The organism is Streptomyces sp. HSS9-12 (assembly GCF_054963655.1).
On the sequence record NZ_JBUEGC010000042.1, the window covers coordinates 48,218 to 64,566 of the forward strand.

The 16,349-nt window shown below is 72.6% G+C and carries 16 protein-coding genes; 9 read left to right on the top strand and 7 right to left on the bottom strand.

The genetic code is table 11. The features are described 5' to 3' along the window. Positions 1-24: 24 nt before the first annotated feature. From ACY34J_RS21385 to ACY34J_RS21395, 3 genes are all read left to right on the top strand, one after another. A complete protein-coding gene (locus tag ACY34J_RS21385; RefSeq protein ID WP_462728116.1) occupies positions 25-849 on the top strand; it encodes an LLM class F420-dependent oxidoreductase in 825 nt (274 codons plus the stop codon). A gap of 16 nt (positions 850-865) precedes the next feature. Then, positions 866-1,297, top strand: a complete 432-nt coding sequence (locus ACY34J_RS21390; RefSeq protein ID WP_462728117.1) for a TIGR03668 family PPOX class F420-dependent oxidoreductase — start codon at positions 866-868, stop codon at positions 1,295-1,297. Between the two features lie 85 nt (positions 1,298-1,382). Next, on the top strand, positions 1,383-2,459 hold the full coding sequence (locus ACY34J_RS21395) for an NAD-dependent epimerase/dehydratase family protein (protein ID WP_462728118.1): 1,077 nt from the start codon (positions 1,383-1,385) through the stop codon (positions 2,457-2,459). Here the strand turns inward: ACY34J_RS21395 and ACY34J_RS21400 are convergent. Next, positions 2,434-3,546: a sensor histidine kinase gene (locus tag ACY34J_RS21400; RefSeq protein WP_462728119.1), complete on the bottom strand. Its 1,113-nt coding sequence runs from the start codon at positions 3,544-3,546 to the stop codon at positions 2,434-2,436. The genes ACY34J_RS21395 and ACY34J_RS21400 overlap by 26 nt on opposite strands. Before the next feature lie 2 nt (positions 3,547-3,548). Then, on the bottom strand, positions 3,549-4,271 hold the full coding sequence (locus tag ACY34J_RS21405) for a response regulator transcription factor (protein ID WP_462728120.1): 723 nt from the start codon (positions 4,269-4,271) through the stop codon (positions 3,549-3,551). Between the two features lie 115 nt (positions 4,272-4,386). On the opposite strand from ACY34J_RS21405, the gene ACY34J_RS21410 reads away from it, so the two are divergent. The 3 genes from ACY34J_RS21410 to ACY34J_RS21420 are packed head-to-tail and all read left to right on the top strand — an operon-like array spanning position 4,387 to position 6,430. Beyond that, a complete protein-coding gene (locus tag ACY34J_RS21410; RefSeq protein WP_462728121.1) occupies positions 4,387-5,100 on the top strand; it encodes a glycosyltransferase family 2 protein in 714 nt (237 codons plus the stop codon). Continuing rightward, complete coding sequence (locus ACY34J_RS21415) at positions 5,097-5,747, top strand: TIGR04282 family arsenosugar biosynthesis glycosyltransferase (protein ID WP_462728122.1); 651 nt, start codon at positions 5,097-5,099, stop codon at positions 5,745-5,747. Before ACY34J_RS21410 ends, ACY34J_RS21415 begins: the two co-directional genes overlap by 4 nt. Then, the gene (locus ACY34J_RS21420; RefSeq protein WP_462728123.1) at positions 5,744-6,430 is read left to right on the top strand and encodes a class I SAM-dependent methyltransferase; all 687 of its coding nucleotides are present in this window, start codon (positions 5,744-5,746) and stop codon (positions 6,428-6,430) included. The genes ACY34J_RS21415 and ACY34J_RS21420 overlap by 4 nt, the downstream gene beginning before the upstream one ends. On the opposite strand, the gene ACY34J_RS21425 is transcribed toward ACY34J_RS21420, so the two are convergent. Together ACY34J_RS21425 and ACY34J_RS21430 are read right to left on the bottom strand one after the other, a co-directional pair. After that, positions 6,424-6,945, bottom strand: a complete 522-nt coding sequence (locus ACY34J_RS21425; protein WP_462728124.1) for a hypothetical protein — start codon at positions 6,943-6,945, stop codon at positions 6,424-6,426. The two genes, ACY34J_RS21420 and ACY34J_RS21425, sit on opposite strands and share 7 nt — an antisense overlap. Next, a complete protein-coding gene (locus tag ACY34J_RS21430) occupies positions 6,942-8,366 on the bottom strand; it encodes a molybdopterin-dependent oxidoreductase (protein ID WP_462728125.1) in 1,425 nt (474 codons plus the stop codon). The genes ACY34J_RS21425 and ACY34J_RS21430 overlap by 4 nt, the downstream gene beginning before the upstream one ends. A gap of 191 nt (positions 8,367-8,557) precedes the next feature. Between ACY34J_RS21430 and ACY34J_RS21435 the strand changes: the two genes are divergently transcribed. After that, positions 8,558-9,979, top strand: coding sequence for a hypothetical protein (locus ACY34J_RS21435; protein WP_462728126.1), 1,422 nt, complete (start codon positions 8,558-8,560; stop codon positions 9,977-9,979). 8 nt (positions 9,980-9,987) lie between these two features. Here ACY34J_RS21435 and ACY34J_RS21440 read toward each other — a convergent pair whose 3' ends face one another. Then, positions 9,988-10,512 carry a hypothetical protein gene (locus tag ACY34J_RS21440; RefSeq protein WP_462728127.1) on the bottom strand — a complete coding sequence of 175 codons (525 nt, stop codon included), beginning with the start codon at positions 10,510-10,512 and terminating at the stop codon, positions 9,988-9,990. A gap of 190 nt (positions 10,513-10,702) precedes the next feature. After that, positions 10,703-12,244, bottom strand: coding sequence for a hypothetical protein (locus ACY34J_RS21445; protein WP_462728128.1), 1,542 nt, complete (start codon positions 12,242-12,244; stop codon positions 10,703-10,705). Positions 12,245-12,597: 353 nt separating this feature from the next. On the opposite strand from ACY34J_RS21445, the gene ACY34J_RS21450 reads away from it, so the two are divergent. Further along, a complete protein-coding gene (locus tag ACY34J_RS21450) occupies positions 12,598-12,969 on the top strand; it encodes a DUF488 domain-containing protein (RefSeq protein WP_462728129.1) in 372 nt (123 codons plus the stop codon). A gap of 38 nt (positions 12,970-13,007) precedes the next feature. Continuing rightward, on the top strand, positions 13,008-13,922 hold the full coding sequence (gene ligD / locus ACY34J_RS21455) for a non-homologous end-joining DNA ligase (RefSeq protein WP_462728130.1): 915 nt from the start codon (positions 13,008-13,010) through the stop codon (positions 13,920-13,922). A gap of 89 nt (positions 13,923-14,011) precedes the next feature. On the opposite strand, the gene ACY34J_RS21460 is transcribed toward ligD, so the two are convergent. Continuing rightward, on the bottom strand, positions 14,012-16,078 hold the full coding sequence (locus tag ACY34J_RS21460; protein WP_462728131.1) for a PhoX family protein: 2,067 nt from the start codon (positions 16,076-16,078) through the stop codon (positions 14,012-14,014). Positions 16,079-16,349: the final 271 nt, after the last annotated feature.

Genomic DNA, 16,349 nt, shown 5'->3' on the forward strand with positions numbered 1-16,349 from the left:
CAAAATCCAGTCGGAGGGACCGCTGTGAAGTTCGGGATCGCAACCTTCATCACCGATCAGGGCATCCGACCGGCTCCTCTCGGGCGCGCGCTGGAGGAGCGCGGGTTCGACTCGCTCTTCATCGCCGAGCACACGCACATTCCCGCGTCGCGCCGTACGCCCTATCCCATGGGCGGCGAGCTGCCGGACATCTACTACCGCACCCTCGACCCGTTCGTCGCACTCAGCGCCGCCGCCACCGTCACCGAGCGGTTGCTGGTGGCGACAGGCGTCTGCCTGCTGATCCAGCGGGACCCGATCATCACGGCGAAGGAGGTGGCCTCCCTCGACCTGGTCTCCGGCGGCCGCTTCATCTTCGGTGTCGGCGCCGGCTGGAACCGCGAGGAGATGGAGAACCACGGTACGGACCCGGCCACACGCGGCCGGGTGCTCAACGAGCGACTGCGGGCCGTGCGGGAGCTGTGGACCAAGGAGAAGGCCGAGTTCCACGGCGAGTTCGTCAACTTCGACCCGGTCTACCAGTGGCCCAAGCCGGTCCAGCGGCCCCACCCCCCGATCTATGTGGGCGGCGGGCAGCGCGCGTTCCCCCGGATCGCCGAGTTCGGCGACGCCTGGCTCTCCCAGGCCCTGCCACCGGACGTGCTCGGGCAGCAGACCGAGGAGCTGCGCCGTATCGCGGGACGTGATGTGCCGGTGACCGTATACGGGGTGCCTGCCTCAGCCGACGCGGTCGAGAGCTACCAGCGCGTGGACATCGAGCGGCTGCTGTTCTACTTGGACACCCTGCCGGAGAGGGAAACCCTGGAGCAGCTGGACCACATGGCCGAGATCGCCGCCCGGTTCCGCTGAGCCCCCGGGAGGCGTGGTGCCCACTCTCACGAGTGAGCAGGCTCTGGAACGGTTCACGCGGTCCCGGGTGGCCCGGCTGGCGACCGTGGACCCCGAGGGCCGCCCGCACCTGGTGCCGGTGGTCTTCGCCGTACTCGGCGACACGGTGGTGCTGGCCGTCGACCACAAGCCGAAGCGGTCGACGCGGCTCAAACGCCTCGCCAATATCTCCGCGAACCCGAATGTCTGCCTGCTCGCCGACGCGTACGACGAGGACTGGGACCGCCTGTGGTGGGCACGGGCCGACGGCGAAGCCCACGTTCTGCCGCCGGCTGACCGCTCGGCGACCTCCGCCGGGTATGTCGCGCTGCTGGTGGACAAGTACCGGGCGCAGTACACCGGGCGGGCTCCGCAGGGTCCGGTGGTGGAGGTCTCGGTCCATCGGTGGAGTGGCTGGCGCGCGACCTGACGCGACGCCCCGGACCTCTTACGGACCTGTGACGGTACGGCGCGTGGCCCGGCCCGGCGGTGGCCGGCCCCTTAGCGTCGCGTTCATGCGTGTACTTGTCACCGGAGGCGCCGGGTTCATCGGCGCCCACATCGTCCCGGCCCTGGCCGCCCGCGGACACGAGCCGGTCGTGTTCGACGCGCTGCTGCCCGCGGCGCATCCCGAGGCGCCGCCGCTGCCGGACGTGGAGGTGATCCACGGCGACGTACGGGACCGGCAGGCCGTGGAGCGGGCGCTGCGGGGCGTCACCGCCGTGTGCCACCAGGCGGCGATGGTCGGTCTGGGCAAGGACTTCACGGACGCGCCGGCGTACGTCGGCTGCAACGACCTGGGCACGGCGGTGCTGCTCGCGGCGATGGCGGAGCGCGGGGTGCGCGACCTGGTCCTTGCCGGCTCGATGGTGGTGTACGGGGAGGGGCGCTACGACTGCCCGGTGCACGGCGAGGTGCGGCCCGGCCCGCGCGCGCCCGAGGATCTCGACGCGGGACGGTTCGAACCCGCGTGTCCGCGCTGTGGCGAGGCCCTGCGGCCCGGGCTGGTCGGCGAGGACGCGCCGGCCGATCCGCGCAACGTGTACGCGGTGACGAAGCTGACGCAGGAGCAGCTGGCCGCCGCGTGGGCGCGGGCGACGGGCGGGCGGGCGGTCTCGCTGCGCTACCACAACGTGTACGGGCCGGGGATGCCGCGAGACACCCCGTACGCGGGCGTCGCCTCGTTCTTCCGCTCGGCGCTGGCCCGCGGTGAGGCGCCGAGGGTGTTCGAGGACGGCTGCCAGCGGCGGGACTTCGTGCACGTACGGGATGTCGCCGCGGCGAATGCCGTCGCGCTGGAGGCCGTGGCGAGCCGGGCGCCGGGCACCTTCACCGCGTTCAACACCGGCAGCGGCGAACCGCACACCGTCGGCGAGATGGCGCGGGCGCTGGCCGCGGCGCACGGCGGGCCGGCGCCGGTGGTGACCGGGGAGTACCGGCTGGGCGACGTACGCCACATCACCGCCTCGTCACAGCGGCTGATGAGCGAGCTCGGCTGGCGGCCGGAGGTCGGATTCGCCGCCGGGATGGCCGAGTTCGCGCGCTCGCCCCTGCGGGCGACGGCCGCTATGACGGCACCGCGGGCAGAGTGACCTCGAACCGGCAGCCGCCGGCCACGTTCCGTACGGCCGCCCGCCCCTGATGTGCCTCAACGATCCCGCGGACGATGGCCAGACCCAGTCCGGCGCCGGCCGGGGGCGTACGGGCGTCGGTGCCGCGCCAGCCGGTGTCGAACACGCGGGGCAGGTCCTCATCGGGGATACCGCCGCATGCGTCGGTGACGGACAGCACGACGGAGTCGGCCTCGCGGCGCGCGGCCACCGCGACCGTACCGTCGGCGGGGGTCCGGCGGATGGCGTTGACCAGCAGATTGCCGAGCACCCGGGTCATCTCCTTGAGGTCCACCTCCACCGGGATCGCCGTGACACCGTCGCCGTTGAGCCGGACGCCGTGCTCGCGGGCGAGCGGGGCGGCACCCGCGAGAGCGTCCCCGACCAGGTCGTAGACGGAGATCCGGGCGGGGCTGAGGGACAGCGCGCCGGCGTGGATGCGGGAGAGCTCGAACAGGTCACCGACCATGTCGTTCAGGCGCTCGACCTCGGTGCGGATCTGCCGGAAGTAGCGGTCCGGGTCCTGGGCCATGCCGTCCTCCAGGGCCTCGGACATGGCGCGCAGCCCGGCGAGCGGGGTACGCAGGTCGTGCGAGATCCAGGCGACGAGCTCGCGTCGGGAGGCTTCCAGGGCACGCTCGCGCTCACGCGATTCGGTGAGTTTCGCGCTGGTGGCGGCCAGTTCCCGGCCGAGTGCGGCCAGTTCGGCGGTGGCGTCGCCGTCCGGGGCGGCGAAGCTGCCGCCGTCGCCGAAGGAACGGGCCGCGAGGGTGAGGGCGTTGCTGCGAGCCACCACCCAGCGGCCCAGCAGCAGCGCCGTGGCCAGGGAGACCACGGCGGCCATCGCGCAGACGGTGGTGACCACCGTCAGGTCGTGCGCGGAGAGGAACATCGCCCACGCGACGGCGAGCGTCCCGGCGAGCATGGCCGTCACCGCCACCGAGGCGACGACGGCGAGGGACACGGCCACGGAGCGGTGGCGCAGCACACGCAGCGCGACGGCCCCGAGCAGCCCGGCCGCGGCGGCGCCGAGGAAGGCGAACAGGGCCATGAGCAGCAGGTCGTTCATGGTCAGCTCCCCATCCGCGCGGCATCGAAGCGGTAGCCGACACCCCATACGGTCTGGATCAGGCGGGGTGTGGCCGGGTCGTCCTCGATCTTCCCGCGCAGCCGCCGTACGTGGACGGTGACGGTGGACAGATCGCCGAACTCCCAGCCCCACACCTCGCGCATGAGCTCCTCGCGGCCGAACGCCCGGCCGGGGTGGCGCAGCAGGAAGGCGAGGAGGTCGAACTCGCGGAGGGTGAGGGAGAGTTCGCGGCCGTCCTTGGTGGCGCGGCGGGCCGTCGGGTCGAGGGTGATCCCCGCGCAGTGCAGCAGCGGCCCGGGCCGGTCGCGTCCGGGCGTACGGCCGCGGCGCAGCACCGACTCCACGCGCAGCACCAGTTCCCGGGGGCTGAACGGCTTGGTGACGTAGTCGTCCGCGCCGATCTCCAGACCGAGGATCCGGTCGTCCTCGTCCCCGCGGGCGGTGAGCATGATGACCGGGACCGGCCCCTTGCCGCGGAGCGTGCGGCACACCTGAAGGCCGTCCATGCCGGGGAGCATGAGGTCGAGGACGACCAGGTCGGGCCACTCGGCGTCGGCCCGCTCGAGCGCGGCCGGGCCGTCGTCCGCGCGGTCGACGACGAAGCCGGCGCGCTCCAGATAGCCCGTGACGACCTCGGCGACGGTCGGGTCGTCGTCGACGACGAGGACACGCCGTACGGGGGCCGGAGATGGGGTCTGCTGCATGGCTCCAGCGTCGCACCGGCGCTTGCCGCTTGGGCCGCTCGGGCCGCCGTCCATGGGGCGATGTCCGTGTTTCGTAAGAACCGGAAGTCCGTATTGTCGCTTTTAGCTTCGTACTGTGGTCGGCGTGACCCACTCGACCACTCCCCGTGTGGACGTCGTCCTCCCCTGCCTTGACGAGGCCTCCGCCCTGCCCTGGGTGCTGGAACGCATCCCGCCGGGCTGGCGCGCCATCGTCGTCGACAACGGCTCGACCGACGGCTCCGCCGACATCGCCCGATCCCTCGGCGCCACCGTCGTGCACGAGCTGCGGCGTGGCTTCGGAGCTGCCTGCCACGCCGGGCTGCTGGCGGCGGACGCCGACATCGTGTGCTTCTGCGACTGCGACGCCTCCCTCGACCCCGGGCTGCTGCCCACGGTGGTCCGGCCGCTGCTCGACGGCACCGCGGACCTGGTACTGGGGCGCCGGCGTCCGCAGGTGCGGGGCGCATGGCCGCTGCACGCACGCCTGGGCAACCGCGCCCTGGTCCGTATGCTGCGCGGGCGCACCGGAGTACGCCTGCGTGACCTCGGTCCGATGCGCGCCGCCCGGCGCCAGCCGCTCCTCGGGCTCGCGCTCACCGACCGGCGCAGCGGCTATCCGCTCCAGATGGTCGTACGGGCTGCGGACGCCGGCTGGCGGATCGCGGAGCTCGACGTGCCCTACCGGCCGCGGACGGGCAAGTCGAAGGTCACCGGCACCTGGCTCGGCACCTGGCACGCGGTACGGGACATGCGGGCCGTACTGCGGCAGCCGCCCGAGCCCCAGGCGTCGCGGCAGGCCGCCCGATGACCGGGCCTGACGGGCCGACCACCCTGCTGGTCATCGCCAAGGAGCCGGCCCCCGGCCGGGTGAAGACCCGCCTCACCCCCGACTACAGCCCTGCCGAGGCCGCACTGCTCGCGCAGGCCGCCCTCGCCGACACCCTGGAGACGGTGCTCCGGGCCCCGGCCCGGCGCCGCGTCCTGGCCCTCGACGGACAGCCGGGGCCCTGGCTGCCGGCCGGCATCGAGGTGGTGCCGCAGTGCGGCGGCGGGCTGGACGAGCGGCTGGCGGCGGCGTTCGCGGGCTGTCCGGGCCCGACGCTGCTCATCGGCATGGACACCCCGCAGATCACCCCCGGCCTGCTCGACCCGGCCCTGTGCCACGACGCCTGGCGTGACTGCGACGCCTGGTTCGGCCCCGCCGCGGACGGCGGCTTCTGGGCACTCGGCCTCGCGGAGCCCGAACCGGGGCTGCTGCGCGGCGTACCGATGTCCACGGCCACCACCGGCGCCGTACAGCGACGACGGCTGACGGACGCGGGGCTGCGGGTGCGTGACCTGCCCGAACTGCGGGACGTCGACACCGCGTCGGACGCCGCCCAGGTGGCCGCCACCGCGCCGGGCGGGCGCTTCGCCGCCACGTTCGCCGGCCTGACCCAGGCGACCCCGCGATGAGCGCAGCCCAGAAACCGCCGCCGGTCCCGTCGGCGGACGTCATAACGCGCGCCTGGTCCAGCGACCCGTACACCGACGCGCTGCGCGCCGGACGCGGTCCGCTGTTCCTGCGCCGGGCCGACGGACGGCTGCTTCCCCTGGAGGTGGAGCGCTGGTGCGCCGCGGCCGACTCGGCGGACCTGGCCGTACTGCGGCGGTGCGAGGGGACCGTCCTGGACGTCGGCTGCGGACCGGGGCGGCTGGTCGCGGCGCTGGCCGGGCTCGGCCAGCCGTCATTGGGCATCGACGTGAGCCCGGCGGCGGTCGCCCGTACGGTCCGTACAGGCGGCCTGGCGCTGCGCCGTTCCGTCTTCGACCCGCTGCCCGGCGAGGGCCGTTGGGGGACCGTCCTGCTCCTGGACGGCAACATCGGCATCGGCGGCGATGTACCGGGCCTGCTCAGGCGGATCGCGGAGATCGTCGCTCCCCGCGGGCTGCTGCTGGTCGAGGCCGCACCCGCGGACATCGACGAGCGGGTGCGGGTGCGGGTCGACGACGGGCGCGGGCACCTGGGCGCCGGCTTCCTCTGGGCGCGGGTCGGTATGCCGGCGCTGCTGCGGCACGCCAGGGCGGCGGGCTGGAGTGCCGTGGAGCAGTGGACGGCGCCGCGGCGGAGCTTTGTCGCGCTGCGCCGTACTTACTGACGCTTCGGCTTGGCCCGCGGGGCCGGTGGGCTCGGCTTCCGTGGGCGGACGCGCCACATCCGGGCCAGGAGCCACAGGGCCGAGGCACCGAAAAGAGCGGCACTGGCCAGCAGCCAGCGCTCCCAGAAAACGCCGCCGGGCAGCCCGGTGTACGCCTCGTAGTGGCCGACCCGATCGAGGATCAGCGGGAACCACACCAGCAGGAGCACTCCGGAGACGACGGCGGGAACCCGGATGAAGTTGATCCACTGCAGGGTCGCCCAGACGGGCTCGCCGGGCCGCGCACCGCTGCGGAGCAGGGCCTGCACACCGCGGTCGACGGCCGTGTAGAGGGGCAGCAGCACCAGGTCGTGCAGGAGGGCGCCACCGATGAACCACATCGCGATGCCGTACGCGTTCCCTTCCAGCAGCCGCACCCCCGCGTACAGCGTGAGGGCGAAGGAGCCCAGCATCAGCAGCAGTTGGAGCGGCGAGGCCCCGTACCGCTCCCGGAAGCCTGCCCTGCGGCGCTTCACGCCGGCTCCCCGAAGCTCAGGCGGGCGACCCACTTGGTGTTGTACACGCCGGGGTTGTTCGGAACGATGATGCGCGCCGGGTATCCGTGGTCGGGGGAGAGGTCCGCGCCGTTCACCCGGAGGGCCAGCAGCGACCTCGGGTCGCGGACCTGGTTGTCCCGCAGCGCCGTCGCCCGGAAGGCGCCCCTGCGCTGCAGCGACTCCACGAACACTCCAGGCGGGCGGCCGTCCGAGCCGACCAGGGCCGCCAGGTCCGCGAGCCGCACTCCGCTCCAGTGCTGATCATTCGTGGACCATCCCTCCACGCAGGCGATCGGCAGGGCCGCGGTGTGCTGCGGCAGCGCCAGCAGCTGCGCACGGCTGAGGACCACTTGGCGGCCCTCGCCCCGGACGACCAGCCGCCAGTCGGGCCCGATGTCGCGGGGCTGGATGCCGCGGGACGCCGCGGTCTTGTTGATCTGAAAGCCGTTCGGCCCGGGACCGGGGTCCTGACCGTGCGGGGCGAGAAAAGCCGTACGCCGCAGCGGCCCGCCAATGCTCTGCCCGGCTGTCGCCACCAGCAGGGCGGCGGATCCCAGGCCCACCATGCCGAGCGCTCCCCGGCGGGACAGGGTGGGCGCGGCCGGACGGGGCGTGACCAGCCCGGTCTCATCCTGCGGCTCGGGCTGGGTCAGGGCTGTCGGGACGCGTAGCTCGTCGCGCAGCCGGCGGCTGCGCAGAGCGCGCCGCATCCGGGGGAACCGGGTGGCCACATGGACGACGAACGCCGCGATGAACACCCAGCCCCCGTAGAAGTGCAGGGGATAGAAGGAGCCGGGAAAGATGTAGTCCAGCTGGATGTTGAGCACGCCGGTGGCGAACTCGAAGATGGCACCGCCGACGAGCAGGAGCAGGGACAGCCGGTCCAGCGCATGCGCGACGGACCGCACCGGCGGCCACTCGAAGAGCTTCGGAATCACCGACCAGAGCTTGGCCAGCAGCACCGGGACGAGGACCACGCCGAGCGTGACATGGATGCCCTGGGTGACGCGGTAGAGCCAGTACGGGCTGGTCGGCCAGGGGAACAGATAGAAGCCCAGTACGCCCTTGCCGGGCGTCTTGTCGTTCCGCGGGGCCAGATCCGGGTTGTAGGCGGCGTAGGACAGCAGGCCGGTCACAAAGACCAGCGTGATGCCGAAGAGGAGGACCACGCCGAAGACAGAGGTCAGCCAGGGCCCGCGCAGGGGGCTGCGCCAGAAACCCGGCCGGGTAGGGCCCGGGGGAGGGGTGGCGGCGGCCGACCGGAGGCGCTTCCACACGGTGTGCCGGGGCGCTTCGGGCTGAGCCGCCTTCTGCCGGGGCGCCGGGGAGGCGGCGGGCCGACCCTCGCCGCGCTCGTGCTTCTCTTCGCTTTGCCCATCACTGCCGTGCTGGTCATCCATGGGGTTCCTGTTCGAGCCCGGGGCCGTCACCTGCCGTGACATGACGCTATGGCCGCGAGCACCGGAAGGACCGCCGACGCCCCATGACAAAACGGTGACGTCACCGCCCGCGGCAGGCGAATCTGACGGTTCGATGACGGTCCCCGCGCGCGTCCTCCCGCAGCGCCGCCCCGGCGTCCTAGCGTGGCGAGGTGACCCTCCGTAGCTCCTCCGCAGCGCGCCGCCGCTCCCCCGGTCCGGACCGCACAGACGCCGGGCGCGAAGACGCCGGGCGCCGACGCGACGTACGGGCCGCGGCCCTCGGCGCGGTCTTCGTCCTGATCGTCGCCCTGGTCGGTACGGCCATCCAGCGCACCGACGGAACCCTGTATGTGGACTGGCCCCCGCTCTACGCCCGCTGGCTCCCCCATGTCGGGCCCGGCACCCCGGCGGCCGTGGCGGTCGCCGGGGCGGTCGTGGTCCACGGCCCCCGGATCGCAGCCCAACTGCCCTGGCGGTGGCTGGTTCTGTGCAACTGGCTCGCGGCCATGGCCTGGACCTGGTCCCTGGCGCTTGTCGACGGATGGCATCACGGGGTCGCCGCGCGGCTCACCACCAAGTACGAATACCTCCGGGCCATCGGCCGGTTCGACGACATCGGCCAGGCCCTGCGCGACTTCACCCACCACATCCTGCTGGGCCAGCCCGACCACTGGCCCGCCCACGTGGCCGGACATCCGCCCGCCGCCGTGCTGACGTTCGTGGGACTCGACCGCATCGGGCTGGGCGGCGGCGCATGGGCCGGGGTCTGGTGCATCACCGTCGGCAGTTCCGCGGCGGCCGCGGTACTCGTCGCGCTGCGCGCGCTCGCCGACGAGACCACCGCGCGCCGCGCCGCGCCCTTTCTCGTCCTGGCACCCACAGCGGTCCTCGTCGGAGCCTCCGCGGACGGCTACTTCACGGGGGTCGCCGCCTGGGGCCTGGCGCTGCTCGCCCTGGCGGCGACCCGTACGGTCCGCGCCCCGGCCGCCGTGGCCCTGGCGTCCGGTCTGCTGCTGGGGCTCACCGCGTATCTCTCCTACGGGCTGACGCTCGTGGCACTCATGGCCACCGCCGTGCTGCTGTTCGCACGCACGGCCCGCCCGCTGCCGTACGCGCTGACCGGCGTGGCCGTGGTGGCCGCCGGCTTCACGCTGGCGGGCTTCCGCTGGTGGGAGGGTTACCAGCTGCTGGTCGAGCGCTACTACCAGGGCGCCGCCGCAACACGTCCCTACAGCTACTGGATCTGGGGCAACCTCGGCAACGTGGTCATCACCGCGGGGCTCGCCCCGGTCGCGGGCGCCCGCCGGGTTCTGTCCGGGGCGCCCGGCACCGTACGGCGATGGCGCAACCGCACCGCGGAGCGCCCGGGTACGGACGGGCTCGTCGTCATCGTCCTGGCCACGCTGGTCGCGATCGCCGTCGCCGACCTGTCCGGGATGAGCAAGGCGGAGACCGAGCGGATCTGGCTGCCGTTCACCACCTGGCTGCTGCCGGCCGCCGCTCTGCTGCCGGAGCGCGACCACCGCGGCTGGCTTCTGGCCCAGGCCCTTCTCGCACTGCTCCTCAACCACCTCCTGATGACAGGGTGGTAGACGCGCCGTCAGTCGGTGTCGGGCCCCTGGGCACGCACCTGCTGCACGTGCTCGAGCGAGGCGCGAAGGTCGCTCAGCCAGCTGTCGGTGTTGCGCTGGACGAGCCGGACGCACCAGGCCAGGGCATCGCTGCGGCTGCGGGCGACTCCCCCGGCGATCAGCGTGTCGAGCACCTGGCGCTCCGGCTGTCTCAGCCGTGTCATGACCGGGGCGGAGACGGTGGTGAACAAGACCCGCTCATCTCCGCACTCCACACCCCAGGAGACCTTGCGGCCGAAGCGCCGCTCGGCCTCACGGGCCACTTCCATGCGTTGCTCACGAGTGCGCTCGCGGAACTCAGCGATCCGACCGTCCCGGGCCGCGTGCCGCTCGGTCTGCGACGCGTCCGCAGGTGACTCGGGCTCGGGGATCCGGCCGATGACGGTGATCTCCTCACGGTCGACGTTCACCTCCACCAGTTCGAGGAAGAGACCGTCCGGCAGCCGCCCGGAGAACCAGCCCCGCAGCGCCTCTCTCTGCTCGGCTGTAATCATGTAATTGACGTTACGCCGCTGGCGCACAGGCGCAAGGGCCTGACGGGGGCCAAGCCGGATGGTGGGCACGGATCACGTTCCGCGCCGCCGTACGAAGGGCACCAATCGTGTTCAGGGACACCGTCTGACTTGCGGTGAGCGCGCGACGTCCACTCAGCCGACCGTACGCCCGGCCGCAGGCCCCTACCAGTCAGTCGATCTCTTGTGCGCCCCGGGCATCACGGCTGCTCACGGTCTGCGCGGTCGGGGAGATGTACGCGCGGAACGGACGCGGTCCGTACAGATACGGCAGCGTATGGACGCGCCAGGAGCGCGCGTACCGGGGCGGAGGCCTGTCACCCACGACCAGCACGGCGACCGGTTCGCTCTGCGCCGTCTGCTCGATGCCCGCCGGGGTGATGCTGCCGTCGTGTCCGGAGGGCTGGCGGGAGGCGCACCCGGCGCGGAAGGCGACCCGTACGGCCTCGAAACCGGTCAGCATGCAGGGCGCACGGACCCCTTGGCGGTTCAGCTCCACAGCGACCCGCTCGACCGCTCCGCCCACCCTCTCGCTGCGGGCGACCACATTGCGCAGAACCGTGAACTGGACCGCGAGGTGTGCGAGGAGACCGATGGCGAGGGCTGCGGCGACGACCAGCCGCAGATGCGGCCGGACGCCGACAACCGCTTGGACCAGGCACAGCGCCACGGGGATCGCGAGCAGGGCATAGCTCGGCAGCAGAAAGCGAGGCGCCGCGTAGTCGATGAGGAACAGGTACGGGACGGCCATCGAGGCCCCGACCAGAGCCGGCAGCAGAACCGGGGCCAGACGGCGCGCGCGGCGGGCGGCCAGGCATCCGGCCACCGCCGCCACCGGCAGCACCACCCACCACAGTGCCGTGACCGGATGCCGCCAGGGCACCTCGCACGGCCTGCACAGCGTCCGCCCGGCGAGCGCGCGCAGCTGGTCGTCCACGGCGAGGTTCCAGCCCATGCCCCCCTGGATCTCGCTGGCCCGCTGCACCCGGGCGAGCAGGCCCCCGTAGGACACATACGACTCGACGATCCACTGTGCGCAGCCCAAGGCGGCGCTCACGACGAGGACCAGCAGGATGACGGGGTGCCGCCAGGTGCGTACGCGCAGCACCGCGGCGGCCAGCGGCAGCGCCAGCCATACGGCGTCCGCGGGCCGCATCAGGGCGGCGAGGACAACGCCGCCGCCGAGCCCGGCCAGCGCGTGCCAGTCCTCCGGTTCGCGTACGGCCCGCAGGAAGCAGCCGACCGCGAGCAGCGACGCGAAGGCCACCCACAGGTTCGGCATCACCTGCGGCCCGTAGTAGATGGTGATCCACAGCCCGGAGAACAGGGCCCCGGCAAGGGCCAGCACTGGCGCGGGCAGCAGCCGCCGCCAGACCCACAGCGCGAGGAACAGCGCGGCACCGGAGAGCACGGCCAGATAGACGCGGACCGCCAGCGCCGAGGTGGTCAGCGCGGCCACCGGCGCGACGAGGTAGGTGATGCCGCGGGCGCGCGGCGCGCTGAAGAACGCGGCCGGGGCCTGCGGGCTGACCTGGCTGAGGTACACGGTCTCGTCCCAGCCGAGACCGGCGCCGGGCACGACCAGCACCAGCTGGGCGGCGATGAACGCCAGGGCGGCGGCGGCGAGCCAGGGCAGCGGGGGGACCGTCGGCGGCTGAGGCCAGCCCGGGCGGGGCCGCTCCGGCAGGATGGGAGCCAGGCTGCGTGTCTGCATGGGCCGGACCTCGTCGTATGTCTGGGCAACTGATCGATTCCTCTGCTTGTACGACTAATCACCGGGTACTTGTTCAGTCGCCACGCGGCTCAGGCACTCGGCCGAAGGATCACCCTCTAAGGGCTTACGGTCCGGGGCCGGCGCCCACGCGAGTGAGCCGAAGGGCGCCCCTGCCGAAGGGAGTGGGGGCACTCCCAGGCGGAAGCTCTGGGGGAGCGCGGAGGGCCCGAGGAACGAGGGCCCGAGCACGGTCGACCGTCGGCAGGGGGTCTGCGGGCCCGGAGGCGAACCGAGCGCTATCGCCGCCGCCAGGTCCGATGCCGGCCGAACCGAGGACGAGGGAGCCCGCCGATATGAGCGCATCCAGCCGGCTTCGCATCCGCCGCGCCTACGACCCGCCCGACCCCGATGACGGCACACGCGTGCTCGTCGACCGGCTGTGGCCGCGCGGCCTGTCGAAGGAGGCCGCCAGGCTGGACGAGTGGGTCAAGGAGGTGGCCCCGTCCGACGAGCTGCGCCGCTGGTACGGCCACCGCCCGGAACTCTATGAGGAGTTCGAGCGCCGCTACCTCGCGGAGCTGGACGACCCGGAGCACGCCGAGGCCCTCAACCGCTTGCGTGCTCTCGCCCGCTCCGATGGCCCGGTGACCCTGCTGACCGCGACCAAGGACGTCGAGCACAGCCACCTTCCCGCGCTGGTGCGGCGGCTGTCCCGCAAGAGCTGACCCGGTTTGCCCGCGTCGGTGGTGGTTACCCGCCCCAGGTGAGCGACACCCGCACCGTACGGATCGGCCGGCGGACCATCGAGGTCCACCGGCCGGACAAAGTCCTCTTCCCCGACGACGGCATCACCAAGTTCGATCTGGTGGAGTACTACCGCGCGGCCGCCCGGCGGGCGGTGCCCCATCTGCGCGGACGCCCGCTGATGATGGTCCGCTACCCGGACGGCATCGGGAAGCCGCCCCTGGTGCAGAAGAAGATCCCGGATCACTTCCCCGACTGGGTGCACCGTGCCGAGGTCCCCAAGGAGGGAGGGACCATCACCCATGTGGTGTGCGACGACGCGGCCACCCTCGTCTACCTCACCGACCAGGCGTGCGTCACCCCGCACCGCTGGCTCTCCCGCGCCGACCGCCCCTACCACCCGGACCGGATGGTCTTCGACCTCGACCCCTCCGAGGGAACGGACTTCGAGGACGTGCGATGGGCGGCCCGGCGGGTGTGCGAGCTGCTGGACGAACTCGCTCTGCCCACCATGCTGATGACGACCGGCTCCTCCGGTCTGCACGTTGTCGTACCGCTGGACCGCAGCGAGCCCTTCGACGATGTGCGGAAGTTCGCCCGGGAAGTCGCCGAGCTGCTGACGGAGCGTCACCCAGGCCGGCTCACCATCGCGCAGCGCAAGGCCGACCGCACCGGCCGCGTCTACCTGGACGTCCAGCGCAACGGCTACGCCCAGACGGCGGTCGCCCCGTACGCGGTACGTGCTCTGCCCGGCGCCCCCATCGCCATGCCCATAGCGCGCGAGGACCTGGACGATCCCGCACTCAGCGCGCGCCGCTGGACCCTGGTCACGGTCGGCGAACGGCTGCCCGCCGACCCGTGGTCGGGCATGCCCCGCCGAGGACGGTCCCTGGCCAGGCCCAGGTCGGCGCTCCGGGCGGCAGCCCGGAAGTGAAGGCCTTCCGTCCGGAAATGGCGCAGGCCCCGCCCGGTGGGGTGCACCGGACGGGGCCTCGTAGCGTGTTCGCGCTGTGAGCCGTCGGCTCACACGCCGATGTCCTCGCCGTCCTTGCGCCAGACGCTGACGACCGACGGGCGGGTGATCTTGCCCGGGCCGTCGGGCCAGGTGGAGGCCGGCTTCTCGACGCTGGCGCCGTCCACCTCGCCCGGGTGCTGGACGGCGACCACGACGCGCCGGTCCTGCACGATCGGGCCGCAGGTCTCAGCGCCGGCCGGCATGGTGAGGAACTGCTTCACCTCGCCGCGCCGCGGGCCGGCGGTGGCGACGCCGAAGAGACCGTCGTGGCTGCCCAGCGCGTTGCCGTCGGTCGAGATCCACAGGTTGCCGTACAAGTCGAACGTGACGTTGTCCGGGCAGGAGATGGGGCTGACCTGCTCCTTCGGGAAGCCCGCGAAGTAGGTGTCGGGCTTGTTCGGGTCGCCGCAGACCAGGAACAGCCGCCAGCTGAAGCGCTTGGAGGCCGGGTCATCACCGCGCTCGGCCAGTTCCAGCACCTGGCCGTGCTTGTTGGCGTTGCGCGGGTTGGCCTCGTCGGCGGGGGCCTTGCCGGGCAGGCCGCGGTCCTTGTTGTTGGTCAGGACGACGTAGACGCGGCCGGTGCGCGGGCTGGGCTCGATGTCCTCGGGGCGGTCCATCTTGGTGGCGCCCACCTTGTCGGCGGCCAGGCGTGTGAAGACGTAGACCTCCTCAGCGGTCATGCCCTCGACGAAGGAGGTGTTCCCGCAGGCCAGCGGGATCCACTCACCGGAACCGTCGAACTCGCCGTCCGCCGGCAGCTTGCCGCTGCCGTCGATCTCGGCGGCCGGGCTGTCGCCGGTGAGCTTGGCGACGTACAGCGTGCCGTCGTCCAGCAGGCTGAGGTTGTGCTCGCGATCGGCGCGGGTCGTGCCGTGCCGCATGCGCTTGTTGGAGACGAACTTGTAGAAGTAGTCGAAGCGCTCGTCGTCGCCCATGTAGACGACGGGGCGGCCGTCGTCGGTCAGGCGCGGCTGCGCGGCCTCGTGCTTGAAGCGGCCGAGCGCGGTGTGCTTGCGCGGAGTGGAGGCCGGGTCGTACGGGTCGAGCTCGACGACGTAGCCGAAACGATTGACCTCGTTCGGCTCCTGGGTCACGTCGAAGCGCTTGTCGAACCGCTCCCACTTGCGCTCGCTGGCCGCGCCGGTGACGCCGTAACGCTTGAGGCGGGCCGCAGCCGTCGGGTCGGTGACCGCACCGCCGTTTGCGAAGTACTGGTTGAAGTTCTCCTCGCCGTGCAGGGTTGTGCCCCACGGGGTGGTGCCGCCCGAGCAGTTGTTGAGGGTGCCGAGCACCTTGGTGCCGGTGGGGTCGGCGGAGGTGCGCAGCAGTGCGCCGCCCGCGGCCGGACCGGTGAGACGGAACGGAGTCGTCGCGGTGATGCGGCGGTTGAGGGGGTGGCGGCTGACAGCGCTCAACTTGCCGCTGTATGCGTCCTCCTGGAGGGCCACGACCGACAGGCCGTGCGCGGCCCAGGCGATCTCGGCCTGCTCGCGGGTGGGGTTCTCCGGGTCGTAGCCGGCGAACATCAGCACCTCGTCGGTGTACTCGTGGTTGGCCACGAGCAGCTGCCGGCCGCGCTCGCCGCGCAGCGGGAGGAGAGAGAGGAAGTCGTTGTTGTACCCGAACTGGGCCGCCTGCGCGGCGGCGGACTGCTTGTTCGGGTCGAAGGCGGGCGCGCCGCGCAGGATGGGGTCGCCCCAGCGGATGACGACGTTCTGCGCGTAGTCGTCGGGGACGGTGACGGCGTCGGTGGTGTTCGGCGGCACGGCGGTGAAGCGCAGGCCGCGCGCGGCCTGGCCGGTCTGGCCCGCCGCGGGGGCACCCGCGGTGGCGGCCTGCGCCCGCGGCGCCTGCCCGAGGGCCGTCCCGCCGACCGCGGCGGCGACCGTCATGACCGCGCTTGTGCGCAGCACGGAGCGACGCGAGAGCGCACTGGCGATGATGTCGCCGACGTAGGCGTTGTCGCTCGTATTGGGGACCTCGTGGAAGCACGCGTCGCCGCAGCGGTAACGGCACGTCATCGCCGCGCGTCCGCCGGGGTGCGAGCTGATCAGCGGCAGCATTCTGCGCACCTTTCATCCCTCCGTCAGGGTTCACCGGCGCAGCGCGCCGACAGATGTCGGATTATTTCGGCCGTGACGCTATGGGCGTAGAGGCGCGGAGCGGAAGATTCCAGGTGAACGCCGGATGAATCCCGACCTGCCCGGTAACGCTGTTCGGTTCCGGGGTGCCGAAAACGCGGGCGTCCCGCCAGTGCCGCGTCAGCCGGGGGTTGCCCGGCAGCGAGGTGACCTGGTGCGGTCAGCTGCAAGGCGCCGGATCGGCCTCGTAGTGGGCCTACTC

Bases quoted from the DNA above. Each gene is read 5' to 3' on its own strand.
- ACY34J_RS21395 (WP_462728118.1), top strand. From the start codon at position 1,383: ATGCGTGTACTTGTCACCGGAGGCGCCGGGTTCATCGGCGCCCACATC.
- ACY34J_RS21400 (WP_462728119.1), bottom strand. From the start codon at position 3,546: ATGAACGACCTGCTGCTCATGGCCCTGTTCGCCTTCCTCGGCGCCGCC.
- ACY34J_RS21405 (WP_462728120.1), bottom strand. From the start codon at position 4,271: ATGCAGCAGACCCCATCTCCGGCCCCCGTACGGCGTGTCCTCGTCGTC.
- ACY34J_RS21415 (WP_462728122.1), top strand. From the start codon at position 5,097: ATGACCGGGCCTGACGGGCCGACCACCCTGCTGGTCATCGCCAAGGAG.
- ACY34J_RS21420 (WP_462728123.1), top strand. From the start codon at position 5,744: ATGAGCGCAGCCCAGAAACCGCCGCCGGTCCCGTCGGCGGACGTCATA.
- ACY34J_RS21430 (WP_462728125.1), bottom strand. From the start codon at position 8,366: ATGGATGACCAGCACGGCAGTGATGGGCAAAGCGAAGAGAAGCACGAG.
- ACY34J_RS21440 (WP_462728127.1), bottom strand. From the start codon at position 10,512: ATGATTACAGCCGAGCAGAGAGAGGCGCTGCGGGGCTGGTTCTCCGGG.
- ACY34J_RS21445 (WP_462728128.1), bottom strand. From the start codon at position 12,244: ATGCAGACACGCAGCCTGGCTCCCATCCTGCCGGAGCGGCCCCGCCCG.
- ACY34J_RS21450 (WP_462728129.1), top strand. From the start codon at position 12,598: ATGAGCGCATCCAGCCGGCTTCGCATCCGCCGCGCCTACGACCCGCCC.